We start from the raw sequence: 24,096 nt of genomic DNA on the forward strand, positions 1-24,096 counted from the left end.
CGCCAGTGTTGTCGGGCAGGTCCAGCACCGAGTAGCGCGGCGACCTGCGCCTGCCCTGGGTACGGCCCTCCGCTCGAGTCCACGCGGCCAGCCCCAAGTGCTCACCCGCTGCCGGCTGTCAGACACGAGTCTGCCGCGTTGCATCGGACGGACCCGTTAAGACTGATTAGTAGCTAAGCGTGACGATGACCACACTCCGCATTCTCAGATCTGAGCAGTTGTGGAAGCGGGAAGACCCCGGCAATGTGAGTGAGATCGCCGGGGTTCTTGATGTTCACGTCGGCGGCTGAGGGCGCGTTTCCGTCGGCTACCGAGACGTGGCCCGCCCCCTTGCCGTGGCCAGATGGCCCACTCTTACCGCAGCACCGGGCTCCGCACCACCATGCTGAGCTTCACTCGGCGGGGCGGCAGACGGTGCCGGGTGGAGGGAGACGCAGGCTGGTCAGGTAGCGGTTGACGTGGCCGATGATGCAGGAGACGCCGCTGTTGTAGAGCGCGTGGCCGTACGCCTGGTATTGGATCGCCGCCGAGCCCGGTACGCCCCGTACGAGGTCCGCGGACGGGTCGAAGTCGGTCCAGGAGCCGACGCCGAGAAATGGCGGCAGTCCCTTGGTGGGCAGCGGCTCGAACGGGTCGGTGACGGGGGTGGGCCAGCCGGCGCAGCCGAGCCGGTGCCACAACTCGATACCGGAGAAGTTGGGCAGTAGCCGCTCCCCCTTACGGCGCTTTTCGCGGTAGTCCGCGTAGGAGTTGTATCCCATGCCATCCGGGCAGTGGGTCATGTTCATGCCGACGACCGAGGGGACCTTGAGGCTATACGTGCCTTGCCGGACATAGTCGGCGAAGCCGGAGGCATCGCCGATCACGGCCCGTTTGATCGCTTCGGCGAGTTGCGTCCATCGCGGATAGTCGGGCTTCTGACCAGGCGAGATGACGCTGGGAGCGGCGGCCTCCTTGATGTCGAACCCGCTGTAGGCGACCTGCGACGGCTCTCCCCTGATCGGGATCGGTGAGCGGTCGGCGCGCTTGATCAGCGCCCGCCAGACCTCGCCGACGTCCTGGCCGTGCAGGGCGCAGGCGGTGGTCGCCGCGCACCAAGCGGCGAAGCGTTCGAAGGACTTCTCGCTGGTGAGCCTGCTCTCCGCGTCGTCCATGGTCGGGCTCATCGTGCCGTCAATCACCAACGCCCGGACTCGGGCGGGGAACAGGCGGGCGTAGGTGACGCTGGGGATGCCGCCGTAGGAGGAGCCGATGAAGCTCAGCCGCTCCTCGCCCAGCGCGACACGGATCGCCTCCATATCACGCGCCACGGACGCCGAGTCGAGGTGGTCGAAGTACTCCGGGTCGGCGGCGCGGCAGCGCTGCGCGGCTTCCCCGTTGCGCCGGCCAAGCTCCGCGTACTCGGCGGGGCTGTCGGGCAGGGCGATCCACGGTCCACCGATCAGACACTTGTACGGCAGCACGCCCTTGTCGACGGTGTTACGCGGTTCGACGGTGACGATGTCGAAACGTTCGCGCAGTTCGGAGAAGCTGCCCGCGTACTTGCTCAGGTCCTTGACTCCGGAGGCGCCCGGGCCGCCAGGGACCGCGAACACCGCGCCGATGCGGCGTTGGACACCTGTGTTCGGCAGCATCCCGACGGTCAGGCGGATCTTCCTGCCGGATGGCTTGGACCAGTCCACGGGCACCTCGATCGAGGCGCACCTCATCTCCTTGGACAGTTCCTTGTCCGCGCATGCCGCCCAGTCCAGCGAGGAGGGTCCAGAGCCGGGCGAACCGGACGCGGCAGCGGGCACCGCCGACACCAGCATGGTGACGGCCGCACCGATGGCCAGGGCCCTGATCCGGCGTCCCCTGAGCGTGATCGCCGTCGCGCCCGCCGTCAGTGCGGCGATCACGTACGCGACCAGCAGCCCCGCCGCAGCCGCGGGCGACAGCTGCCCACCGCCGACCCCCGCGATCTGGAGCGGCAGATTCTCGATCATGAACGAGCCGACCTGGGCGCGTAGGGAGGAGGGCAACGTCTTGACCACCACCGGCAGCACCACGATGATCACGGTCAGCACGACCAGGGCGCCGGGGGTGGAGCGGACGGCGGCCCCGACGCCCAGCCCGATCAAGGCGAAGGCCGCCATCGACAACCCAGCGCTGATCACCGAGGCGAGCACGCCCGGCTCCGACAGTGACGTGCCCAGCGTCTGGCCGTCGCGGAGCAACTGGCCGGCCCGGTCGCCGAGCACCACCATGGCGGCCGCGTGCATGGCGAACGCCAGAATCTGACCCGCCACCAGCGCGACCGCGGCCAGGCCCGGGATCTTGGCCAGCAATAACGCGTGCCGGCGCGGCACGGCGACCAGGCTCGTCTGGATCATCTTGGTGCTGTACTCGGAGGTGATCGTGAGGGCGCCCAGCGTGGCGAAAACGAAGTAGGCGACCGCGATCCCGTTGCCAAGGCCGTCGCCGTTGCCGGTGAAGGCCATCCGCTCGTCCGGCGACTGGTTGTCGAACCCGCGGCCGATCATGAACGCCACGCCGGCGCAGGCCAGGACGGCCGCCACCGAGCAGGCCAGCAGGTAGAGATTCGAGCGGAGCGAGCGGAGCTTGAGCCACTCGGAAGCGATCACATCGATCATCGGACGGCCTCCCTGTCACCGGCCTTGTATTCCGTCATCGGACGGCCTCCCCAGCACCGGCCCGGTATTCCGTGCTGTCCTCGGTGAGCCGCATGAAGGCGTCCTCCAGGGAGGCGCCGCGCGGGGACAGCTCCGCCAGCGCGATGCCACCGGAGAGCGCCAGCGCGCCGATCCTGGCCGCGTCGAGATTCCGTACGGACAGGGCGCCGTCGTCCTCAGGGGTCACCGTCGCACCGTGCGCGTCCAGAATGGCGGCGAGGCCGGCCGGGTCGGGCGTGCGGACCAGCACGTCGCGCTGGAAGTGGCCGGCCAGAGCATCGATGGGGGTGTCGGCGATCAGCCGGCCCCGTCCGATGACGATGACGTGATCGGCGGTGAGCGCCATCTCGTTCATCAAGTGGCTGGACAGCAGCACGGTGCGGCCCTCGTCGGCCAGCGAGCGCAGCAGATCGCGCAGCCAGCGGATGCCCTCCGGGTCGAGGCCGTTCAGTGGCTCGTCGAACATCAGCACCCCCGGATCCCCGAGGAGCGCAGCCCCGATCCCCAGGCGTTGCCGCATGCCCAGCGAGAAGCCGCCGATCCGCTCGTCGGCGACGCCGGTCAGGCCGACCTGCTCGAGCACGGCGGCCACCCGGGCACGGCCGATGCCGTTGCTGCGGGCCAGGCAGGCGAGATGCGCCCGCGCGCTGCGGCCCCCGTGCACAGCCCCGGCGTCGAGCAGCGCTCCCATTGAGCGCATGGGCCTGGACATTGACGCGTATGGACGGGCGTTCACCAGGGCCTTGCCCGCGAGGGGCACCTCCAGGCCGAGCACGACGCGCATGGTGGTGGATTTGCCCGCGCCGTTCGGGCCGAGGAAGCCGGTTACCAGTCCCGGTTTCACGCTGAATGTTAGGTCGTCCACGGCGACCTTGTCGCCATATCTCATGGTCAGTCCGCTCACTTCGATCACGGCCTGGCCTCCCTTCGTCGGTTGACGGCCGCCGGCCTTCTGGCTCGGGTCGCCGATCTCGATGCCTGCTTCGGTTGACGGCCGCCAGCTTTCCGGCTCGGGTCGCCGATCTCGATGGGCGTGCGCCCACCGGCCGGGGCGAAGATTCCCACCTCCGGAGGTAGGCCTAGACCTACCGACCGCGCGCCGCGCATCGGGCAGACTTCTGGCGTGACCGGCATTCGAAACCTCATCGCCGCAGGTGGTGGGCTGCTGCTCAACGTCGCCACGGGTGTGGCCGCGCTGGTGCTGCTCGCCATGCTGCTGGTGAGCCTCGCGCTGGTCCCGGTAGCCGGGCTCGGCCTGCCGCTGCTGGTCCGCGTGCTCGCGCTCGTACGGTCTCTGGCGCGGCTGCAGCGTGACTGGGCGAGCCAGGTGCTCGACCCGGCCAACCACCGGCCGCACCGGTGGCACAGCAGACCGCGAACCCCACTGGTCCTTGTGCTGCGGGATGCGCGGACCTGGCGGGATCTGGCGTGGCTGGTCGTGCACGGCCTCACCTGGCACGGCCCGGCGCTCGTCATCTGGGCGCTCCTGGCCGCGTTCGACTACATCTTCTCGGTGCAGGTGGTCGTGGTCGACAGCGTGACCACGTTCGCCTTCAGTGTGGCCGTCGTGGCCATCGCGGTGATCGCCGTCATGGCGGTGCCCGTACTGCGCACCGGGCAGGCACGGCTGACGGGGATGTTGCTCCTGCCTGACGCGACCCCGGCCGCGCGCATCCGACACCTGACCGAGTCGCGGGCCGTGGTGGTGGACGCGCAGGCGGCCGAGCTGCGCCGGATCGAACGCGACCTGCACGACGGCGCGCAGGCCAAGCTGATCGCGATCCGGATGAACCTGGGTCTGGCCCGCAACGCCCGCGATCCCACCCAGGCCCAGCTGATGATCGACGAGGCCAGGGAGGTCGCCGGCCAGGCGCTGACCGACCTGCGTGACCTGGTGCGCGGCATCCACCCTCCGGTGCTGACCGACCGCGGTTTAGCCGGGGCGATCCAGGCCGCCGCGCTGCTGTGCCCGATACCGGTGACGGTCGAGATCGAGCTGCCTGGCCGGCTGGAGGCGCCGGTCGAGTCCGCGGTCTACTTCGCCGTCGCCGAGGCCCTCACCAACGTGGCCAAGCACAGCGGCGCGTCGCGTGTGTGGCTGCGGCTGTCCCATGTGGGCGGCCTGCTGCGCGTGAAGGTGTGCGACGATGGCCGCGGCGGAGCCAACCGGGCCAGCGGCAGCGGCATCCGAGGCATCGACGCGCGTCTGTCGGCCTTCGACGGCCGGCTCATCATCCGCAGTCCTCTCGGCGGCCCTACCGAACTCACCATGGAGTTGCTGTGCGCGTTGTCATAGCCGAAGATCTCGCCCTGCTCAGGGATGGGTTGATCCGCTTGCTGACGGCGTACGGCTTCGAGGTGGTCAAGGCGGTCGACAACGCTCCGATGCTGCTCGACGCGCTCGCTCATGGCCGTCCGGATGTCGCCGTGGTCGATGTGCGGCTGCCGCCCGGCTATACCGACGAGGGGCTGCGCGCCGCCCTCGAGGCGCGGCGGCTGGTGCCGGGCCTGCCGGTGTTGATCCTTTCGCAATACGTGGAGCAGTTGTACGCCCGCGAACTGCTCTCCGACCGGCCTGGTGGGGTGGGTTACCTGCTCAAGGATCGCGTCGGTGACGTCGACCGGTTCGTGGACGCGGTGCGTCAGGTGGCCTCCGGCGGCACCGTGATGGATCCCGAGGTGATCTCGCAACTACTGAGCCGTCACAGCCGCGACGAGCCACTGGGTGAGCTGACCCCTCGGGAGCGGGAGGTGCTGGCGTTGATGGCGGAGGGGTTGTCCAACATGGCGATCGCCGCCCGGTTCCAGGTCACGGACAAGGCGATCAGCAAGCACACCAACAACATCTTCGCCAAGCTTGGCCTGCCGCCGTCCGACGATCACAACCGGCGGGTGCTGGCGGTGCTCGCCTACCTGCAGGCCGCCCCAGAGACGGCTTGACCTGGCGGCCTCTCAGGCCGGGCTGTCGAACTGGCGGCCTCTCAGGCCGGGCTGTCGAACTGGCGATCCCCCAGGCCCGGCTGCCGAACTGACAACAGTTGGATAGGCGACCCCACACCAGTCTGGAACCCACAGAACGACAACTCCCTCCTGTGCCGGGCAGCGAGGAGCAATCGTGCCAGGCGTGCGCGGTCGTGGTGGCATCGCTCCGGCGGCGGCTTCTTGCTCAAGGCTGCCCGGCGGTTTCCAACAAGGTTGCCCGGCGGCTTCCCGCTCAAGATGGAAGGAGGGCGGGGGAGCGGCAAGGTCGTGGGAAAGCATCCGGCGGACACGCTCGTTAGCTCTGGCCCAGCCTGCCGGGCCTCGACTTCGGTCCTCTTCGGCCTACTCCTCCAGCTGCCGGGGTGCTTCCGCCACCCGTTGCCTGCGCTGCTGAACGCCACCCCACGCCTCTTCGGGGATAGGGTCTCATTGCGAATCTACATTGTAAAGGCGCTCAACTGAGAACTTCCACACACCAACAAAGCACGGGCTTCGCCCGTACCCCCATCAACAACTCCATTGACGACTCGCTGATGGGAACGCAGCGGACTGGGGGGCAGGGCGCTCGGCACATCTGTCAGCGCCGGCTCACCCAGTCGCTGAGCCGGCGCTGGTGACGGGGGCGGGGGCGGAGGGCGGAGGGCGGGGCGCTCCGGTGGCGTGGATGACTCCTCTGCATAGTTCCACCGGGCGCCCCGTGCGGTGCTTACAGGACCGCACGGGGCGCCCCGTGCGGTGCTACAGGACCGCGCCGCCCCGTGCGGTGCTACAGGACCGCGCCGCCCCGTGCGGTGCTACAGGACCGCGCCGCCCCGTGCGGTGCTACAGGACCGCGCCCGTGCCCTGCCGGCGGCGTTTGCGCGGCTGGGGCGGCTGGGGTGGGGGTTGCTTGCTGAGGCGTTCGAGCTCGATTGCGAGGGGGCCGGCCACGAACGATGACGACGCGGTCCCCACCACGATGCCGAAGATGAGCGCGATGGCGAAGTCGCGCAGCGTGTCACCGCCGAAGACGGCCAGCGCGGTGAGGATGAACAGGGCGCCCAGGCCGGTGTTGACGGTACGCGGCACGGTCTGCAGGATCGCCGCGTTGACGATGCCGGGGAAGCGTGCCTGCCGCGAGGCCTGCCATAGTTCGCGGACGCGGTCGAAAACCACCACCTTGTCGTTGATTGAGTAGCCGATGATGGTCAGCATGGCTGCCAGGAAGACCCCGTCGATGGGTTTGCCCAGCCAGGCGAACAGGCCGAGCACAGCGAGGGTGTCCACGACGAGGGCCATCACGGCGGCGGCGCCGAATGTCCAGCGGAATCTGACGGCCAGGTACAGCAGTTGCGCCGCCAGCGCCACGGCGAGTGCGATGAGCGCGTTGCGCCGCAGTTCGTCGCCCAGGCTGGGGCCGATGAGCTCGTCGCGTTGCTTGGTCACTTCGCCGAGCTGGGTATCGAGTGCCTGCTCGATGGCGGCGCTGTCGTCGGCGCTGATCTGGCCGGTACGCACGGACACGCTGGTGCCGGAGCTTTGCACGTTGGCCGCCGGGTGGCCGGCCTCGGCCACCGCCTGCCGCGCGGTCTCGGCGCTCACCGGTTGCGCGGCTGTGTACTGGAGCATCCGACCGCCGGTGAACTCGATGCCGAGGTTGAGCCCGTGCAGGGCCAGCCCGGTCACGGCCGTGGCGACCAGGGTGGCGGCCGCGGCCAGCCACCGTCGGCGCCCGGCCATCAGGGACGGGTCGCGCCGGGTGATCCAGGCCCTGACCCGGCCGTGCACCGCCAGCCCGGACAGCCGGGCCAGCCGGGGGCTGGTTCCGCTGAGGATGAGGTGGGTCAGGACACGGGTGATGAGCATGGCGGAGACGAGTGAGGCAAGGACGCCGACGGCCAGCGTCACACCGAATCCGCGCACCGGCCCTGAGGCCAGCCAGAACAGCAATCCGGCGGCCAGGAGCGTGGTGATGTTGGAGTCGGCGATGGCGCTCCAGGCGTTGGCGAAGCCTCGGTCGAGGGCGGTGCGCAGGCTGCGGCGCGGCGCGCGGCCATACTCTTCCCGCGCTCGCTCGAAGACCAGCACATTGGCGTCGACCGCCATGCCGATGGCCAGAACGAACCCGGCTAGGCCGGGCAGGGTGAGCGTCGCGCCGAGGGCGAGCAGGGCGGCGTAGGAGATGAGCCCGTAGGCGGCCAGCGCGAGGGTGGCCAGCAGCCCCGACAGCCGGTAGGTGAGGATGATGAACAACGCGGTGAGCAGGACACCGGCGATGCCTGCCTTGGCGCTGGCCTCGATGGCCTGCGCGCCGAGCGTGGGGCCGACGGTGCGCTGCTCGATCAAGGTGAGCGGGACGGGCAGGGCGCCGCCCTTGATCAGCACGGCCAGGCCTTGTGCCTCCTGGTGGGTGAAGGAGCCGCTGATCTGGGTGGATCCGCCGGGGATGCCGATCTGGCAGGGCACGCCCGCATCGACTTGGGGCGACGAGATGATCTCGTTGTCCAAGACGATGGCGACCCGCCGCTGGGGGTTGCTCGGGCTGTGGCAGGCGGCCTCGCCGGTCAGCCGCTGCCAGGCGGCGGCGTCGCGGAAGTCGACGGTGGCGAACCAGCCCGGCCCCTGCTGCGGGTCGTTGCGTGCGGCGGCGTCGCTCACCCCGTCGCCGGTGATCGCGGCAGGGCCGAGCCGCAGGCGTTGCCCGCCTTCGTCGGCCAGGACCTGCCCGGATGCGCCGATGCCCCTGCTGGTGGGGGTGCCTTGATCGGCGCTGGTGTCGTCGGCTTGTTCCAGGACCGGGTGGAAAGTGAGCTGGGCGGTCTTGCCGATGACTTCGGCGGCCTGGCGGGGATCGAGCACCCCGGGCAGCTCGACGATGATGCGCCGATCGCCGGAGCGCAACAGGGTGGGGTCGACCACGCCGAGCGCGTCGGCGCGCCGGCGCAGCACGTCCAGGGCACGGTCAGTGGTCTCGGCGTCGGCCTTGACTGTTGAGGCGTCTCGGGTTTCGAAGACGAGTTGGGTGCCACCGCGCAGGTCCAGCCCTAGACGTGGCGATGTGGTGAGGGTGAATAGCAGTGCGGTGGCGGCGATGGCGCACGCCGCCACCGCGCGCCAGAAGGGCGCGCGGGACATGAAGCCTCCACGGGCTGTCGAAGAAGGAAAGGGGACGTCAGCGCGTCGTGGAGGGTGGCGCTCGGGCCGGCGCCTGACGGGCGGGCGGCTGAGGTGCCGCGGTGAAAGGCCGGGCGAGGGCCGTCAGGGGCCGCGCCCGTGGACCGGGCCGTTCGGTGGACGGCAGTACGGCCGGCCACATCGGCAGCGCGGGCGCGCTGCGGGCGGGATGCAGCCGGGGCAGGGCCGCGTCCTGCACGGCGTGCTCGGACGGGCCGCTCCACCAGGTCGCGGGCGTCGCGGTGACGGGCAGCTGGGCGCTGCCAGGCGCGGGGCCCAGCAGGAAGGCCGACAGCAGCAGGAGCAGAACGGCGGGCAGTCTGCTGCGCACGTCTCCTCCTGGCAGGTTACGGGTCGGGTCTCGGCGGTCACCGTACCCCGGCCCCGGCGCGGATCGCACCCTGCGATGGAACGGCATGCCCTTTTTCGCGCCGTCTGGGCTATGGTCTGCCCTATGACGGGACCGTGGAGAACACCACGAGGGTCCATCGCGTTCGCCGGCGTGATGGGTCTGGTCCTGCTGTGCTTGGTGCTGGCCGGCGCCACCGGCAGTGCGAGCGCCGACGGCCCGATCGCGCCTGAGAATTCGCTGTCCGGCCTGGCATGGAGCCCGGACGGTGGGGGCGGTGACCTGCCCGGTCTGCCCCCGCAGGCGGGTAGCGTCCGCGAGCACCACGTGCTGGCGCTGTGGCCGCCGTTGCGCGGTGAGCGTCACGATGAGCCCGCTTATCTGGCGCTGTCGGCGTCGCCTGGCTCGAAGGTCGATGAGCTCCGCGATCCGCAACAGCTCGCGCACCGCACTGCGGGATCGCGCAGCCCGCCGCTCATCTAGCCGACGCTACCTCTCTCCGAAGGGCTGCGGCCGCTCGTGCCGTGGATCCTGACGCCCCATGTCCCGAGCCCATGGACTGCGCCCTGGGTGGGGCTGGTCCATGCTCGCCGTCGCCTTCGGAGCCCTCTCGCGGTCCCTGCAGCAGGGCCGTGTCCTGTACTGCCTTCCTTTGGCCTCAGCAAGGAGCCGATCATCGTCATGTCCGTTGTCGAATCAGTTCACGCCTGGCCGCGGCTGGAGCGGCCACATCCGGCATCGCCGGGAGGTGCGAGGTGAGCACCGGGCAGCGCTTCGTGGCGCTCGACCTGGGTACCGCGCGTACCCGGTCGCTGTCCTTGAGCGGGTTCGCCATCGTGGACCGGCCGTCGTCGGTCACCCGGCCGCCGTCCGGCTCCGGCCTGGCGGCCGCGCTGTGGCCCGTCCGGCACGGCATGGTGGCCGACCCGGACGCCTGCCTGCGGCTGGTGCGGCGGCTGCTGCAGGACGCCCAGGTATCGGGGAGCCGCCCGCGATGGGTGCTGGCCGGCGTGCCGGTGGCGGCCTCGCCGAGCGATCGCCGGGCGGTCCGCGCCGCGGTCGCCGAGGCCGCCGGATGCGAAGTGGGCCTGATGGAGGAGCCGATGGCCGCAGCCGTCGGCGCCGGCCTGGACATCCTCGATTCCCAGCCCTGCCTGGTCCTGGACGTGGGGGCGGGCATTGTCGAGGCCGTCGCCATCGCGGACGGGGCCGTCACTGACGCGGTCGCCCTCCAGCTCAACGCCACCACCAGCGAGGGGCTGGTGTCGTATGCGCTGGAAGGCGTCATCGAGATGACGGCGGGCCTGGTGCGTCGCCTGCCCGCCGCTTCGCGTCCGGCCGCGCGCGAGCGGGGTCTGACGGTCACCGGCGGCGGTGCTCACCAAGAGCAGCTGCTGGCCCGCCTCCGCGCCGCGCTTCGCCTGCCGGTCACAGCGACGCCCCAGCCGCAGCACGCCACCATCCGCGGCCTGATGCGCCTGTGCCTGCAGCCGTCTCTGACGGCCGCCCTCGCCCCGCGCGTCCGCTGACGTCTTCGCTTCGCAAGAAAGGACCTTCGATCATGACCGACAGCCACGCGACCTCACACCTCAGCAGCGTGCAGCTTGAGTCGCTGCGCCAGGACCTGACCCAGCAACGGGAGCAGCGCAGCCGGTACCTGGATAGGCTGCGGGCACAGGAGCAGGACGGTAGCGGCGCCGACGGCACCTGGCAGGAGCTCCTCGCCTCGATCACCGCCGCCGAGCGCGCCGTCGCCGAACTCGCTCAGGCCTACGACAGGCTGGAGGCCGGCATCTACGGCCGCTGCGGCCACTGCCAGGCGGCCATTCCGTTCGAACGGCTCAAGATCCGGCCGCTGGCCCGCAACTGCATCGAGTGCCAGCGGCGGCACGAGGCCGCCTGACAACCAGTGAGAGGGGAGCGGGGTCGCCCCGCCCCCTCTGGGCACCCGGAGCCGCACATGATCACATTGGACCGCCTGGTGAACGTGCTCGGCGGGTACGGCGTACGGTTGTGCGGCCGTCCCGAGACCCGCTCGGCCTGGCTGCGCAGCGTGGCGGTGCCGGATGCCACCGACCGCCACGTCACCGGTGATCTGCTCCTGGCCGTCGGCACCTCCTCGATCGCCGAGGCGGTGCGGTGGGCGGCCGCCGCCCGCGCCGCGGCGGTCCTGGTCCGCCCCATCGAGACCGCGACCGGGACCGACGCTGACCCCCCGTGCGCCTCGCCGAGCGCGGCGGCCGAGCGCGAGGCCGCCGCGCTCGGCGACCAGCTCGGGGTGGCTGTGCTGCTGGCCGATTCCGCGGTCTCCTGGAGCCAGCTCGCCGGCGTGGTGTACGGGCTGGTGCTGGAGAGCCGCGAGACCGCTTCGGGACGCGGCCCGACCGACCTGTTCGCCCTGGCCGACAGCCTGGCCGACACGATCAGCGGGGCGGTGACCATCGAGGACCGGCACTCGCGGGTGCTGGCCTACTCCCGCTCCCAGCAGGCGGGGGATCCGGCCCGGTTGGAGACGATCCTCGGCCGGCGCGTCCCGGACCGGCTACGCGAGCTGTTTCAGCAGCGGGGGGTGTTCGCCCAGTTGGCGGCGACGGACGAGCCGGTGTTCGTCCCCGCCGATCCCGGGCACGGCCTGACCGGGCGGATGGCGGTGGCGGTGCGGGCCGGCCGCGAGTTGCTCGGTTCGGTCTGGGTGAGCTGCGAGCGCCCGCTGACCGGCGCCCGCCGGCGCGCGCTGGCGCACGGCGCACGCACGGTAACGCTGCACCTGCTGCGCTCGCGGGCCAGCGCCGACCTGGAGCGGCAGGTGGAGTCCGACCTGGTCCTCCGGCTGCTGGAGGGCAGCGTCGACGCGGAGACGGTGATCAGCCGGCTGGGCCTGCCGTCGCAGGCGCTGCGGGTCATCGCGATCCGCGCCCACACCGACGGCGAGGAGCCCCACGCCGCGCTGCTGCTGGCCTTCGAACAGGCCACCATCGGCTTCGGCTGGTCCAGACCCGGCCGCAGCACCCTGCTCGGCGACACGCTGTACACGATCCTGCCCGCCGAGCAGGCGGACATCGCCCGCCACTGGATCGCCGCGCTGCGGGTCGAACTGCCCGCCCGGGTACGCATCGCGGCCGGCATCGGCGCGCCCGCCGCGACCGAGGAACTGCCCGCCGGCCGCCAGGAGGCCGACGAGTGCCTGGCTTTGCCCGAGACCGGCCGGCCCGGCACTGTCGCGCCCGCCTACGACGAGTCGTGGGACGACATCTTGCTGCGGCGGCTACGCGCGGCCTCGCGCACCGGCCGTACCCCGGCCCGCGGGCCGCTGAGCACGCTGCTGCGACATGACGCCCGCCATGGCACACGCTACGTGCCCACGTTGCGGGCCTGGCTGGAGACCCAGGGCGACCCCGCTTTGGCCGCCGAACGACTGCGGGTGCATCCCAACACCGTCCGCAACCGGCTGCGCAAGATGAGCGAGATCACTCTCCTGGACCTGGACGACCCCCGTAAACGCCTCGCCATGATCATCATGCTGGCCGCCTCCGACGCCGAGGACGACCCCGCCGATGATCTTGTGCCAGGCCTGTCGCTGACGCCGACGCGGCCGGTCAACGCTGTCGAGGCGTGGCTGGGGGCCGGGCGTTGTGACGATGGCACAACGGCCGCGAAGTGATTGTCGGCCGCCCACAACGCCGCCGGCTGCCGCGCGCGCCATGCTGGCTTGGACACCGGCATTCGTACCCGTTGGAGGTTGGGCATGGTCGGCAACTGGCCGCGATCGGTGATCGTGGTGGGCGCGGGCATCGTGGGCCTGTCGACCGCGTGGTTCCTGCAGGAGCGCGGCGTCGAGGTCAAGGTGGTCGACCGTGGCGGCGTGGCGGCCGGCGCATCCTGGGGCAACGCCGGATGGGTCGCCCCAGGCCTGGCCATCCCGCTGAACGAGCCTGCGGTTCTGCGCTACGGCCTGCGCTCGCTGCTGAACGCGGACGCGCCGCTGCACGTGCCGGCGAGCCTCGATGCGGGGCTGTGGGCGTTTCTGGCCCGGTTCGCCGCCAACTGCCGCTGGCGATCGTGGATGCGCGCCGTGCGCGCCAACCTGCCGCTCAACGAGGAATGCGTCGAGGCTTACGAGGTATTGGCCGCCAACGGCGTGTCCGCCCCGGTCATCGCGGCGCCGATCACCGCCGCGTTCCGCACGGCACGCCATGCCGAGAGCCTGCTGCGCGAGCTGCGCCGACTGGAAGCGGCCGGGCAGCGGGTCGACCATACCGTGCTGGACGCCCGGCGACTGGCCGAGCACGTGCCGCTCGCCGGTCCGGCGCTGGGCGTGGGGGTGCGCATCGACGGGCAGCGCTACGTCGACCCGGGCGCCTTCGTGCACGCCCTGGGCAAGGCCGTGATGAGCCGCGGCGCGACCGTGTACGCCTTCGAGGTCGACGAGGTGCGCACCGACGGCAGGAAGGTGATCGTGCGCTCGGGCAAGGGCACCGTCCTGTCGGCCGACGCGGTGGTACTGGCCACCGGTGCGTGGCTGCCCCGCCTGGCCCGGCAGTGGGGCGTGCGCGTCCCGGTCCGGGCCGGCCGCGGCTACTCCTTCACCGTGCCGGTGGACCACCCCGTCCCTGGCCCGATCTACCTGCCCGACGTACGGGTGGCGTGCACGCCGTATCGCAACGGGCTGCGCGTGGCCGGCACCATGGAGTTCCGCGACCCGGACGCCCCGCAGGTGCCCGCCCGGCTGGAGGCCATCGTCGCCTCCGCCCAGCCCCTGCTGCGCGGTGTGCACTGGGACGAACGCACGGATGTCTGGGTGGGCCCTCGCCCGATCACCCCGGACGGCCGGCCGCTCATCGGCGCGACCAAAGCCCCCGGTATCTACGTGGCCGGCGGTCACGGCATGTGGGGTCTGGCCCACGGCCCCATCACGGGGCGGCTGCTCGCCGAGCACATCACCACCGGCAAGCAGCCCACCGCCCTTGCCGACTTCGCCCCCCTGCGCTGACGGGCTTCTCCTGTCCGGCCGAGCGCGCGGGCTGGCCATTGTGCCGAATACGTCAGGCAGATCTTCGCCGTCAACCTGGCAGGCGCCGCAGCATCAATGGCACCAGCAGGAACGCCAAGCCGGCAGCCAGGAAAGCACCGGCTCCGACAGCGCCGACGACGGTCGCGGCGGCCGCGGCCAGCGGTGGGACCATGGGTTGCGCCACGCCCCACGATGATCCTTGTACGGCGAACCAGCGCGGCCGGTCGTCTTCCGGCGCGGCATCGGCGACCGCCGCTTGCCAGCGGCCGAGCAGGACGCTGTTGGCCGCGGTACAGCCCAGGTAGGCGGCGATGGTGAGTGGCACACTGGTGGTGGCGGCCATCACCAGCGCGAGCACCCCGAGCAGCAAAGCGCCCACCCCGAGAATCAGCCCGTGCGAGCGCCCGGCCAGCAGCCGGCGGGCGGCCCACAGCGTGAGGGGGGCCAGCGCGGCGGCGCTCGCCAGCGTCAGGCCGGGCAGCCACGATGCGGCGCCCCGTTCCAGCAGCGCCAACGGCACGTACATCAGCACCGCCAGAGAGCCGATCGCGAACGCGGTGCCCGCCACGGTCAACCGCATCAACGCGGCGGGTGGCCGCCAGCGCCCGCTCAGCCGCTCGGTGCGGTGCCTGCTCTTCCCTGCGGGCTCGGTGCGGCGCTCGTTTGGCCCAGCGGGCCGCTCGGCGCGGCGGCCGCTCTTCCCAGCCTGCTGCTCGGCGCCGCGCCCGCCGGATCGGGCATCATCGCGTGGCAGGAACGAGACCGCGACGGCCGCCGCGACCAGGCAGGTGAGCGCGTCGGCGGCCACCAGCCAGCGCACTCCCAGCGGCAGGAGCACCGCCGCCAGCAGCCCCGCCGCGGCCCCGGCCGCCGACAGTGCCACTCCCAGGACGGCGAAGGTGGCATGGCGCTGCTCACCCTCGCTCGCCCTCGCCAGCAGTTCCTGCGAGGGGGGCTCGTACACCTCGAAGGCCAGTCCGACCAGCGCGATGGCGATCAGCACCTGCGCCGGGCTCTGCGCCAGGACGAGCGTGAACAGGGCCAAGCCGGTCGCGGCCAGCCCGGCACTCAGCACACCGCGCGGCGAGAACCGCTCCAGCAGCAGCGCCCCCGCCCAGCGCGAGAGCAGCGCGGCCACCCCGAACAGGGCCAGCGCCGCCGCGGCCAGCTCCGGCCCGGCCAGCACCGCCAGGAAAGACAGCGCGTAGGCGCCGAGCGCGTTGAGAATCCGGACCCACAGCAGCACCCGCGCCGCCACCGGCAGCGACCTCCACATGGAACCCCCGAGACGCCGACAAAGACGCCATCCTCACAGACGCCACCGACGATTCCGGTGCCCTCCTGGAGTCTGGTGGCGCCGTGGGAGCCCAGGGACCTGCGGCTCGGCTGGCCGGCCGAGCTCGGTGCCGCGCCCACGGGATCCGCGTTCGCATCGGCCGACCGGCCAGGCTCGCCGCCGTCCCTATCCCGTTGCGGTCCTCGTGCGCAGCGTCGCTTCGACCGTACGCACCCTGGAGATGACGCGCTGGACGATCTCCTGCTTCTCACCGACAGGCGCCGCGTACTCTATCGCGGCCCGGGCGGCGGCCTCGCCGACCGTGTGGAGGAGCGTCCACGCCGCCAGATAGACAGATGCCAGGCATCCGCCCGCGGTGGCGATCGCGCCCTCCGCGTGGAACGGCGCGTCCAGCACCGTCACTCCGCGCTCTTCGAGCCAAGGCCGTGTGATGGTGTCGGTGCAGGCGGGTCGTCCGGCCAGAAGGCCGAGGTGCGCGAGCATCAGGGCTCCGGAGCACTGCGAGCCGATCAACTGTCGTGCGGGATCAAGGGGGAGACGCGTGAGCAGGGTGTCATCAGCGACGACATCACGGGTCTTGATGCCGCTGCCGAGGAGTACGACGTCGGCCTCGGCGATGAAGTCCAACGGCCGTTGTCCGGTCACCTCCACGCCGTTCATCGAGGTCACGGCGGGCGCTGGTGTCGTGATGTACGCGGTGACGTCCTGACCTTGCACGCGAGCGCGATTGATCAGCCCATACGCGATAAAGCTGTCGAGCTCGTTGAATCCGTCAAAGGTGACGACCGCGACCTGCAAGCTCACTCCCTGCGCAGCTCTCCACAGCAAGCTCATATGGTACAAGTCTCACGACTGGCAGTTCAGGTCGGGCTCCTGCTGGGGGCGACGACGTCTTCCACGCCACCGACCGCCGCGTCCGCGAGCTGCCCATCACCGCCGATGCGCTGCTTTGACCACGCGGGTCCTCAGCCGTCCGTACGGGGGAGGCGGCGCAGCAGGTAGGTGTCCATGATCCAGCCCTTGCGAGCCCTGGCCTCGGCGCGAAGCTCACGGATCCGGTCGCCGACCTCGGCCACCGGGCCGGACACCAGGATCTCGTCGGGGCTACCCAGATAGGCGCCCCAATGGATGTGGAAGTCGTCGAGGCCGGCGAAGGAGCAGTGGGCGTCCAGCATGACGACGACGTCGTCGGCGGACGGGCCGTCCTCGGCCAGACGGCGGCCGGTGGTCAGGTGCACGGGGCGGCCGACCTGGGTGAGGCTGGTGCGGTGCCGGGCGGTGAGCGCGGCCACGCTGCTGACCCCGGGGATCACCTCGTAGTCGAAGGTGACGTTTCCGCGTTGGAGTATCTCCTCGACGATGGTCAGCGTGCTGTCGTACACGCCCGGGTCACCCCACACCAGGAACGCCCCCGTCTGGCCCTCCTTCAGCTCCTCGCGGATCAGCTCCTCGCAGGCCAGCGCGCGGCGGGAGCGCCAGTCCTCGACGGCGGCGGTGTAGGCGGGGGTGGTGCGGTCGCGCTCGGGGTCGCGGGCCTCGGCGATCCGGTACGGCGGGCGGCCGTGCTGGTCGATCAGGTCCAGCCTGAGGCGTACGAGATCCTGTTTGACCTCGCCCTTGTCGACGATGAAGAACACGTCCGTGGCGGAGATGGCCTTGGCCGCCTGCAGAGTGAGATGGTCGGGATCTCCGGCGCCGATGCCGATGATGAGTAGCCGCTTCACCCGCACGAGTCTGCCAGAGAGCCGGATATACGATATGCCTCCGCAATTCCCTTGAGGAGGCTCGTGAATCTGGTCGAGCAGGGCGCCGCTTTCGCCGCGTTCTGGCAGGAACGGCACCTGTGCACGCTCTCAACGGCGCGTTCCGGCGGGCCGCCGCACGCGGTGCCGGTCGGCGCGACGCTGGATCTGGAGACCGGCATCGCCCGGGTGATCACCTCCGGGACCTCGTACAAAGCCCGGCTCATCGGGGCGGACGGCGCGCTGGTCGCGCTCAGCCAGGTGGACGGCCGACGGTGGTCGACGCTGGAGGGGCGGGCCGTGGTGCGTACCGAGCCGGAGCAGGTGGCCGACGCCGAGCGCCGTTACACCGCCCGCTACAAGCCGCCCCGGCCCAACCCGGCGCGGGTGGTCGTGGAGATCCAGGTGACGCGCGTGCTGGGCAACGTGTGATCACCGTCGTCGGCATCGGCGCGGATGGCTGGGACGGCCTGCCGCCGGAGTCGCGCCGCGTACTGGAGGCGGCGGAGGTGCTCATGGGCGCCTCCCGCCAACTCGGCCTCGTGCCTCGGTCCCGTGCGGAGCGGGTGGCCTGGCCCTCGCCGCTGCTGCCCGCGCTGCCCGCGCTCATGGAGCGGTACGCCGATCTCCAGGTGTGCGTGCTGGCCAGCGGCGATCCGATGTTCTACGGCATCGGCTCCACCCTGGTGCGGCTGCTCGGCGCGGCCCGGATCAGGGTGCTGCCTCATCTGTCGTCGCTGTCGCTGGCGTGCGCTCGGCTGGGCTGGCCGGTCGAGCAGGTGGACGTGGTCAGCCTGGTGGGCCGACCTCTGGCCGCGCTGAACGCGGCGGTCCTTCCCGGGCGCCGGGTCCTGGTGCTGGGCGCCGGTCGGGACACTCCAGCTCTGGTGGCGGGGCTGCTGGCCGGGCTCGGGTACGGTCCGAGCCCGATGACGGTCTTGTCGGACCTGGGCGCGGCGTCGGAGTCCGTCCGGACGGGAACGGCCGAGAAATGGGCGGGAACGGCCGCGATGTCGGCGTTGCAGGTGATCGCGGTCGAGTGCGTCGCCGGACCCGGCGCCGAGCCGTTCGCTCGCGTGCCCGGACTGCCGGACACGGCCTTCGAGCATGACGGGCAGCTCACCAAGCGCGAGGTCCGGGCCGTCAGCCTGTCACGGCTGGCGCCGCTTCCCGGCGAACTGCTGTGGGACGTGGGCGCGGGCGCGGGCAGCATCGCCGTCGAATGGCTGCGCGCCCACTCGTCGAACGCCGCCGTGGCGGTCGAGAGCAGGGCCGATCGCGTCGCCGCCATCCGCCGCAACGCCGACCGGCTCGGGGTTCCCGCCCTGCGGGTCGTGGAGGGGCGAGCGCCGGTGGCGCTGGAGGGTCTGCCCGCGCCGGACGCGGTGTTCGTCGGCGGCGGCGCCACCGCGCCCGGAATGCTGGAGACCTGCTGGGCGGCGCTGCGGCCCGGCGGCAGGCTCGTGGTGAACGCCGTGACCTTGGAGTCGGAGTCCGTCGTCGCCGGATGGTACGCCCGGCTGGGCGGCGATCTGGTGCGCCTGTCCGTGCAGCGGGCCGCGCCCGTCGGCGGGTTCACCGGCTGGCGGGCCGCGATGCCGGTGACCGTGTGGTCGATCACCAGAAAGGACGTGCCGTGACCGTGTACTTCATCGGGGCGGGGCCCGGTGCCGCGGATCTGATCACGGTGCGGGGGTTGCGGCGGTTGGAATCATCGCCGGTCTGCCTGTACGCGGGCTCGCTCGTCCCCCGCGAACTGCTGGAGTCCTGCCCGGCGGGCGCCAGGCTGGTGGACACCGCGAACCTGACGCTCGACGAGATCGTCGCGGAGCTGGCCGCCGCCCACACCAAGGGCGTGGACGTGGCGCGGCTGCACTCGGGGGACCCGTCGGTGTTCAGCGCGGTGGCCGAGCAGATGCGCAGGCTGGACGTGCTCGGCGTGCCGTACGAGGTGGTGCCGGGCGTTCCGGCGTTCGCGGCGGCGGCGGCCGCGCTGGGCCGGGAGCTGACCGTGCCCGGTGTCGGCCAGACGGTCATCCTGACCCGTACATCGGCGCGCGCCACGCCGATGCCCGACGGCGAGGACCTGACCACGCTTGGTGCCAGCCGGGCCACGATGGTGCTGCACCTGGCCGTGCAGCGGATCGACGCGGTGGTGGCGGAGCTGCTGCCCTCCTACGGGGCCGACTGCCCGGTCGCGGTGGTGGCGCGGGCGAGCCGGGCCGATGAGGTCGTTCTGCGCGGCACGCTGACGGACATCGCCGCGCAGGTCCACGAGGCGGGGATCCGCCGCACCGCGGTGATCGTCGTCGGCCGGGCGCTGTTGGCGACGCAGTTTCCCGACAGCCACCTGTACAGCGCGGAGCGGGAGCGATCATGCGACGGGACTTGATCGCGCTGCCCCTGCGGCAAGGCAGGCGGTGCCGCAGGGCGAGCGGCAAGGCGCGGGAGCGCAGGATCGCGGCATGAGACGGGTTCTGATCCTGGGCGGCACGGCGGAGGCGCGGGCGCTGGCCGCCGAGCTGGCCGACGTCCCGAGCGTGCACGTGGTGTCGTCGCTGGCCGGGCGGGTGACGAACCCGAGGCTGCCGGTCGGCGAGGTGCGTTCGGGCGGGTTCGGTGGGCCGGACGGGCTGGCCACGTGGCTGGCCGCCGAGCGGATCGACGCCGTGGTGGACGCCACCCACCCGTTCGCGGCGCAGATGACGGCTTCGGCGGCCGAGGCGTCGGCGCGCACGGGCGTGCCGCTCCTCGTCCTGCGCCGACCGGGCTGGCCGCAGGGACCAGCCGACACCTGGCAGCGCGTCGACTCCCTGGAGGCCGCCGCCACCCGCTTGGCCGAAGCCGCCACCGCCCGCCTGGCCATCGCCAAGCCGGTCGAGCCGACCGAGGGCACTACCGAGTCGGCCGGGCCGGTGCGGGTGTTCCTCACCACCGGGCGCCGGAGTCTGCCCGTCTTCACCGGGCTGGCCGGAGTGTGGCTGCTGGCCAGGTCCGTCGATCCGCCCGAACCGCCGGTCCCGCCCCACGTACACGTACTGCTCGACCGCGGGCCCTACACGGTCGAGGGCGAGCTGGCCCTCATCCGCGAGCACCGTCTGGACGTGCTGGTCACCAAGGACAGCGGCGGCCGGCTGACCGCCGCCAAGCTCGTCGCGGCCCGCGAGCTGGGGCTACCGGTGATCATGGTGGACCGGCCGCCGCTGCCGACGGGTGTCCGTCTGGTGGAGACCGTGAACGCGGCGGCCCTCTGGGCTCAGGGGTAGCGGCGGGGGGTGTAGACGACGCCGCGAGCGGTGACCTGGGTCGTGGAGGAGCCGACGATCAGCAGGCAGCGCATGTCCACCTGGGCCGGGTCGAGCTCGCCGAGCGTGGTGACGGTGACGCTCTCCTGCGCGCCGCCGACGTCACGGCCGATCACCACGGGGGTGGCCGCGTCGCGATGCTCCAGCAGCAGGTCACGCGCGGCGGCGAGTTGCCACGTACGGCTGCGCGAGGCCGGGTTGTACAGCGCCAGCACCAGGTCGGCCTTGGCCGCCGCGGTCAGCCGGCCGGCCACCACGTCCCACGGTTTGAGCAGGTCCGACAGCGACAGTACGCAGTAGTCGTGGCCGAGCGGCGCGCCCGCCCTGCTGGCCACCGCCTGCGCGGCCGTCAGACCCGGCACGATCCGCACCGGCACGTCAGGGAACCCGGCCGCCGCCTCCTCCAGCACCGCGCTGGCCATGGCGAACACCCCGGGATCGCCGGAGGACACCACGGCCACCCGTGCGCCCGTCGCGGCCAGCTCCAGCGCGTGCCTGGCGCGTTCGGCCTCCACCCGGTTGTCGGTGCGGTGGCGGCGCTGGCGCGCGTTGGGCGCCACCCGGTCCACGTACGGGCCGTAGCCGACCAGGTCGGTGGCCGCGGCGAGGGCCTCCTGCGCTTCCGGCGTGAGCCACGGCCGCCCGGCCGGGCCGAGGCCGATGACGGTCACCTCGCCGCGCCCCTCGGTCGACGAGGGCTCGGGGACGAAGGTGCGCTCGGCCGGGCTGGCGAGCAGGGCCAGCGAGAAGTACGGAACGCCGTCGGCGTCCACGTCCTTGAGCGGCGCGACGCGTTCGGCGCCCATGGTGGCACGCTCGACGTACCAGGCGTCGTCCAGCCGCCCTGCCTCGGCCAGGGCGTCGCGGACCTTCTCGAACGTCCTGCCCAGCTTCAGCACCGCCGCCGAGTCGGTGCCGCGCAGCCGCTCGGCCAGCACTTCGGCGGGCAGCGTGCCGGGCAGTATGGTCAGCACTTCGTCGCGCTCCACCAGCGGCCGCCCCAGGACGGCGGAGGCGGCGCTGACCGAGGTCACGCCCGGCACCACCTCGGTCGGATAGCGGTGGGCCAGCCGCTTGTGCATGTGCATGTAGGAGCCGTAGAACAGCGGGTCGCCCTCGCTCAGCACGACCACGGTCCGGCCCGCGTCCAGGTGGGCGGCCAGCCGTTCGGCGCAGTCGGCGTAGAAGTCGTCCAGCGCGCCCTGGTAGCCGCCGGGGTGGTCGGTGGTCTCCGTGGTCAGCGGGTACAGCAGCAGCTCCTCGATCTGCCCCTCCCGCAGGTACGGCAGCGCGATCGAGCGGGCGATGCTGCGGCCGTGCCTGGCGGCGTGGTAGGCGATCACGTCCGCCTCGCCGATCAGCCGGGCCGTCTTGACCGTGACCAGCTCCGGGTCTCCCGGGCCCAGTCCGACCCCGTACAGTCGTCCCGTCATCGCCGTCACTCCGTCTCGTTCGCGATGGCGTTGACCGCCGCCGCCGTCATCGCACTGCCGCCGCGGCGTCCGTGCACCACCAGGTATTCCAGGTCGCTGTCCGCCAGAGCCCGCTTGGACTCGGCCGCGCCGATGAAGCCGACCGGCACGCCGAGCACCGCCGCCGGCCTGCCGGCCCCCTCGGCGACCAGTTCGAGCAGCCGGAACAGGGCGGTCGGGGCGTTGCCGATCGCCACCACGGCGCCGTCCAGCCGGTCGCGCCACAGCTCCAGGGCGGCGGCGCTGCGTGTGGTGCCGAGGCGTTCGGCCAGCTCCGGCACGCCTGGCTCGCCCAGAGCGCACACCACGTCGTTGTCGGCGGGCAGCCTGCGCCTGGTGACGCCGGAGGCGACCATCTGCGCGTCGCACAGCACGGGCGCGCCGCGCCGCAGCGCCTCGCGGGCCCGGACGACCACCGAAGGCGACCAGTCCAGGTCGGCGACGAGGTCGGTCATGCCACACGCGTGGATCATCCGCACCGCCACCTGGGCCACATCCGGGGGCATCCCGGTGAGATCGGCTTCGGCACGGATGGTCGCGAACGAACGCCGGTAGATCTCGGCGCCGTCGCGCAGGTAGTCGGTCACTGCTGCCTTTCCTCGCATCGGTCGAAGCTGACCGCCATCAGTGCGGCCGTTCCTCGTATCCGTCGGCGGTGGCCACCATCTGGACCACCCGGCCGCGGGGCAGTCCGCAGCGCCGCTCGCAACCGGCCCAGTGCACCGGCGTCGCAGCGGGCGCGTCCAGGGTCGCCACCCACCGCCGTACGTCCTCCTGCACGTCCGCCAGCGATTTGGCGCAGCCGGGACGTCCGGTGCAGGCGCTCACGCCGACCCAGGGCGACGCCGGATCGGTCACCAGCCCGGCCGTGGACAGCTGCCGCACCGCCCGCTCGGCCGCGGCGGGGGACAGGTCCAGCAGGACGACCGTTCGCCAAGGCGTCAGCCGTACGGGAACCGCCCCACCGTCGTCGGCGGTGTCGGCGATGGCGTTTACCTGAGCGGCGGACAGCCGCCCGAGCGGCACCACGGCCTCCAGCGCCACGCGGCCGTCCCGCTGATCGACAGGCCCGGGGCGACGGGCCGAGAAGGCAGGGGAGGCGTCCAGGGCGGTCGTCTTACGCGCGCCCGCCACGCCCAGGTGGGCGGCGATTCGGGCGGGACCGTCCGCCAACTCCGCGATCCGCCACGCGCCCCGGTCACGATCGGAAAGCCCGCGCTCCCGCTCGTCGAGGAACGCTTCGGCGGCGGCGATCATCAGCCCGACCGCCGCGTCACGGGACACGACAAGCCCGACGTCCACGCCCGCCAGCAGCAGTGACAACCAGGCGCCACCGCCCGCCACCGCGCCCTCGGGCAGTGAGACCCAGGCGTCACCGTCCACTGCCGCAGGCACGAGAGTGACATCGGCGGCCAGCTGCCACGTATCCCCAGTGCCGTCGTCCAGCGCGAACAGAAAGCGCCCCGGCAGCCCGGCCAGCCGGACCCGTGCGCACAGAGCCAGGTCCAGGGCCTCGACCAGGGGTTGCGTGTCCACCGAACCCGAGGGACCACGGCCGCCGAGCGGCGAGGCGACGATGTTGCGTACCCGTTCGTGCGCGGCCGAGGGCAGCAGCCCAGCGGTGGCGATCCGTTCGGCGAAGGCGGCCGGCGCGCGCAGGCCGCGCACCTGTACGTTCGCCCGCGACGTGAGCTCGACCACCCCGGAGCCCAGCTCCGCCGCGCAGGCCGCCAGCTCGCGGAGCTGCCCGCCGGAGACCGCGCCGCCGGGCAGGCGGACCCGGGCCAGCGGGCCGTCGGCGGCCTCGTGCACCTGGAGCGCTCCCGGACAGGCGTCGGGCCGGACCCGTCCGGAAAAGTCGGCTATGGACACGATGAGGATGGTAACGCCACTTCTGGTGGAGGTTGCTCCTGCCGTAGGCTCCTGGGTAGGCGATGGCAAAGGGAGGAAGCCGGTGCGAATCCGGCGCGGTCCCGCCACTGTGACCGGGGAGCGAACCCCACCGCAGGCCACTGCCCGGCAACGGGTGGGAAGGCCGGGGTGAGCGCTGATCCGGGAGCCAGGAGACTCCTGCCGTCGCGACACCCACGACCGGGGCGAGGACCCCGAGGGA

Annotated in this window: 21 protein-coding genes and 1 riboswitch; of the genes, 11 read left to right on the plus strand and 10 right to left on the minus strand. The window is 72.1% G+C overall.

What is annotated here, in order from left to right; translation table 11 throughout:
* Positions 1 to 392: 392 nt before the first annotated feature.
* Positions 393 to 2,633, minus strand: coding sequence for an alpha/beta fold hydrolase (locus tag AB0J16_RS24185; protein ID WP_358543250.1), 2,241 nt, complete (start codon positions 2,631 to 2,633; stop codon positions 393 to 395).
* A gap of 34 nt (positions 2,634 to 2,667) precedes the next feature.
* Entirely contained in the window at positions 2,668 to 3,585 is a 918-nt protein-coding gene (locus AB0J16_RS24190; protein ID WP_358543253.1) for an ATP-binding cassette domain-containing protein, read from the minus strand.
* Between the two features lie 210 nt (positions 3,586 to 3,795).
* Between AB0J16_RS24190 and AB0J16_RS24195 the strand changes: the two genes are divergently transcribed.
* Positions 3,796 to 4,968: a sensor domain-containing protein gene (locus tag AB0J16_RS24195; protein WP_358543256.1), complete on the plus strand. Its 1,173-nt coding sequence runs from the start codon at positions 3,796 to 3,798 to the stop codon at positions 4,966 to 4,968.
* Complete coding sequence (locus AB0J16_RS24200; protein ID WP_358543259.1) at positions 4,953 to 5,612, plus strand: response regulator transcription factor; 660 nt, start codon at positions 4,953 to 4,955, stop codon at positions 5,610 to 5,612. The genes AB0J16_RS24195 and AB0J16_RS24200 overlap by 16 nt, the downstream gene beginning before the upstream one ends.
* Before the next feature lie 864 nt (positions 5,613 to 6,476).
* Here the strand turns inward: AB0J16_RS24200 and secD are convergent.
* Both secD and AB0J16_RS24210 read right to left on the minus strand, forming a co-directional pair.
* Positions 6,477 to 8,768 (minus strand): protein translocase subunit SecD, encoded by a 2,292-nt coding sequence (gene secD, locus AB0J16_RS24205; protein ID WP_358543262.1) that lies wholly within the window; start codon positions 8,766 to 8,768, stop codon positions 6,477 to 6,479.
* A gap of 37 nt (positions 8,769 to 8,805) precedes the next feature.
* Positions 8,806 to 9,138, minus strand: a complete 333-nt coding sequence (locus tag AB0J16_RS24210; protein ID WP_358543265.1) for a hypothetical protein — start codon at positions 9,136 to 9,138, stop codon at positions 8,806 to 8,808.
* A gap of 123 nt (positions 9,139 to 9,261) precedes the next feature.
* Between AB0J16_RS24210 and AB0J16_RS24215 the strand changes: the two genes are divergently transcribed.
* The 5 genes from AB0J16_RS24215 to AB0J16_RS24235 all read left to right on the plus strand — a co-directional run bounded on the left by AB0J16_RS24215 (position 9,262) and on the right by AB0J16_RS24235 (position 14,146).
* Positions 9,262 to 9,639 carry a hypothetical protein gene (locus tag AB0J16_RS24215; RefSeq protein WP_358543268.1) on the plus strand — a complete coding sequence of 126 codons (378 nt, stop codon included), beginning with the start codon at positions 9,262 to 9,264 and terminating at the stop codon, positions 9,637 to 9,639.
* A 272-nt stretch (positions 9,640 to 9,911) separates the two neighbouring features.
* On the plus strand, positions 9,912 to 10,685 hold the full coding sequence (locus AB0J16_RS24220; protein ID WP_358543270.1) for a rod shape-determining protein: 774 nt from the start codon (positions 9,912 to 9,914) through the stop codon (positions 10,683 to 10,685).
* Positions 10,686 to 10,717: 32 nt separating this feature from the next.
* Complete coding sequence (locus AB0J16_RS24225) at positions 10,718 to 11,059, plus strand: TraR/DksA C4-type zinc finger protein (RefSeq protein WP_358543273.1); 342 nt, start codon at positions 10,718 to 10,720, stop codon at positions 11,057 to 11,059.
* A 57-nt stretch (positions 11,060 to 11,116) separates the two neighbouring features.
* Positions 11,117 to 12,817, plus strand: coding sequence for a helix-turn-helix domain-containing protein (locus AB0J16_RS24230; RefSeq protein WP_358543276.1), 1,701 nt, complete (start codon positions 11,117 to 11,119; stop codon positions 12,815 to 12,817).
* An 84-nt stretch (positions 12,818 to 12,901) separates the two neighbouring features.
* Complete coding sequence (locus tag AB0J16_RS24235) at positions 12,902 to 14,146, plus strand: FAD-dependent oxidoreductase (RefSeq protein ID WP_358543279.1); 1,245 nt, start codon at positions 12,902 to 12,904, stop codon at positions 14,144 to 14,146.
* 70 nt (positions 14,147 to 14,216) lie between these two features.
* Here the strand turns inward: AB0J16_RS24235 and AB0J16_RS24240 are convergent, their stop codons facing one another.
* The 3 genes from AB0J16_RS24240 to cobF form a co-directional block, all read right to left on the minus strand.
* Positions 14,217 to 15,443, minus strand: a complete 1,227-nt coding sequence (locus tag AB0J16_RS24240; RefSeq protein ID WP_358543282.1) for an MFS transporter — start codon at positions 15,441 to 15,443, stop codon at positions 14,217 to 14,219.
* A gap of 186 nt (positions 15,444 to 15,629) precedes the next feature.
* A complete protein-coding gene (locus AB0J16_RS24245; protein WP_358543285.1) occupies positions 15,630 to 16,262 on the minus strand; it encodes a DJ-1/PfpI family protein in 633 nt (210 codons plus the stop codon).
* 167 nt (positions 16,263 to 16,429) lie between these two features.
* Entirely contained in the window at positions 16,430 to 17,188 is a 759-nt protein-coding gene (gene cobF, locus AB0J16_RS24250; protein WP_358543287.1) for a precorrin-6A synthase (deacetylating), read from the minus strand.
* A 63-nt stretch (positions 17,189 to 17,251) separates the two neighbouring features.
* On the opposite strand from cobF, the gene AB0J16_RS24255 reads away from it, so the two are divergent.
* From AB0J16_RS24255 to AB0J16_RS24270, 4 genes are all read left to right on the plus strand, one after another.
* On the plus strand, positions 17,252 to 17,638 hold the full coding sequence (locus AB0J16_RS24255; protein WP_358543290.1) for a pyridoxamine 5'-phosphate oxidase family protein: 387 nt from the start codon (positions 17,252 to 17,254) through the stop codon (positions 17,636 to 17,638).
* A complete protein-coding gene (gene cbiE / locus AB0J16_RS24260; RefSeq protein WP_358543292.1) occupies positions 17,635 to 18,846 on the plus strand; it encodes a precorrin-6y C5,15-methyltransferase (decarboxylating) subunit CbiE in 1,212 nt (403 codons plus the stop codon). Before AB0J16_RS24255 ends, cbiE begins: the two co-directional genes overlap by 4 nt.
* Positions 18,843 to 19,598 carry a precorrin-4 C(11)-methyltransferase gene (gene cobM, locus AB0J16_RS24265; RefSeq protein WP_358543295.1) on the plus strand — a complete coding sequence of 252 codons (756 nt, stop codon included), beginning with the start codon at positions 18,843 to 18,845 and terminating at the stop codon, positions 19,596 to 19,598. Before cbiE ends, cobM begins: the two co-directional genes overlap by 4 nt.
* Positions 19,599 to 19,671: 73 nt before the next feature.
* On the plus strand, positions 19,672 to 20,472 hold the full coding sequence (locus AB0J16_RS24270) for a cobalt-precorrin-6A reductase (RefSeq protein ID WP_358543298.1): 801 nt from the start codon (positions 19,672 to 19,674) through the stop codon (positions 20,470 to 20,472).
* Here AB0J16_RS24270 and cobJ read toward each other — a convergent pair.
* Genes cobJ through cobG form a run of 3 tightly spaced genes read right to left on the minus strand, consistent with a single transcriptional unit; the run spans position 20,463 to position 23,855 of the window.
* On the minus strand, positions 20,463 to 21,944 hold the full coding sequence (gene cobJ, locus AB0J16_RS24275) for a precorrin-3B C(17)-methyltransferase (RefSeq protein WP_358543301.1): 1,482 nt from the start codon (positions 21,942 to 21,944) through the stop codon (positions 20,463 to 20,465). The genes AB0J16_RS24270 and cobJ overlap by 10 nt on opposite strands.
* A gap of 5 nt (positions 21,945 to 21,949) precedes the next feature.
* Positions 21,950 to 22,570, minus strand: coding sequence for a precorrin-8X methylmutase (locus tag AB0J16_RS24280; RefSeq protein WP_358543922.1), 621 nt, complete (start codon positions 22,568 to 22,570; stop codon positions 21,950 to 21,952).
* 37 nt (positions 22,571 to 22,607) lie between these two features.
* The gene (gene cobG / locus AB0J16_RS24285; RefSeq protein WP_358543303.1) at positions 22,608 to 23,855 is read right to left on the minus strand and encodes a precorrin-3B synthase; all 1,248 of its coding nucleotides are present in this window, start codon (positions 23,853 to 23,855) and stop codon (positions 22,608 to 22,610) included.
* Between the two features lie 28 nt (positions 23,856 to 23,883).
* Positions 23,884 to 24,072: riboswitch (cobalamin riboswitch) on the plus strand.
* The last annotated feature ends 24 nt before the right edge of the window (positions 24,073 to 24,096 follow it).

The sequence above is a fragment of the Nonomuraea sp. NPDC049750 genome (assembly GCF_040659625.1).
Classification (GTDB): Bacteria; Actinomycetota; Actinomycetes; order Streptosporangiales; family Streptosporangiaceae; genus Nonomuraea.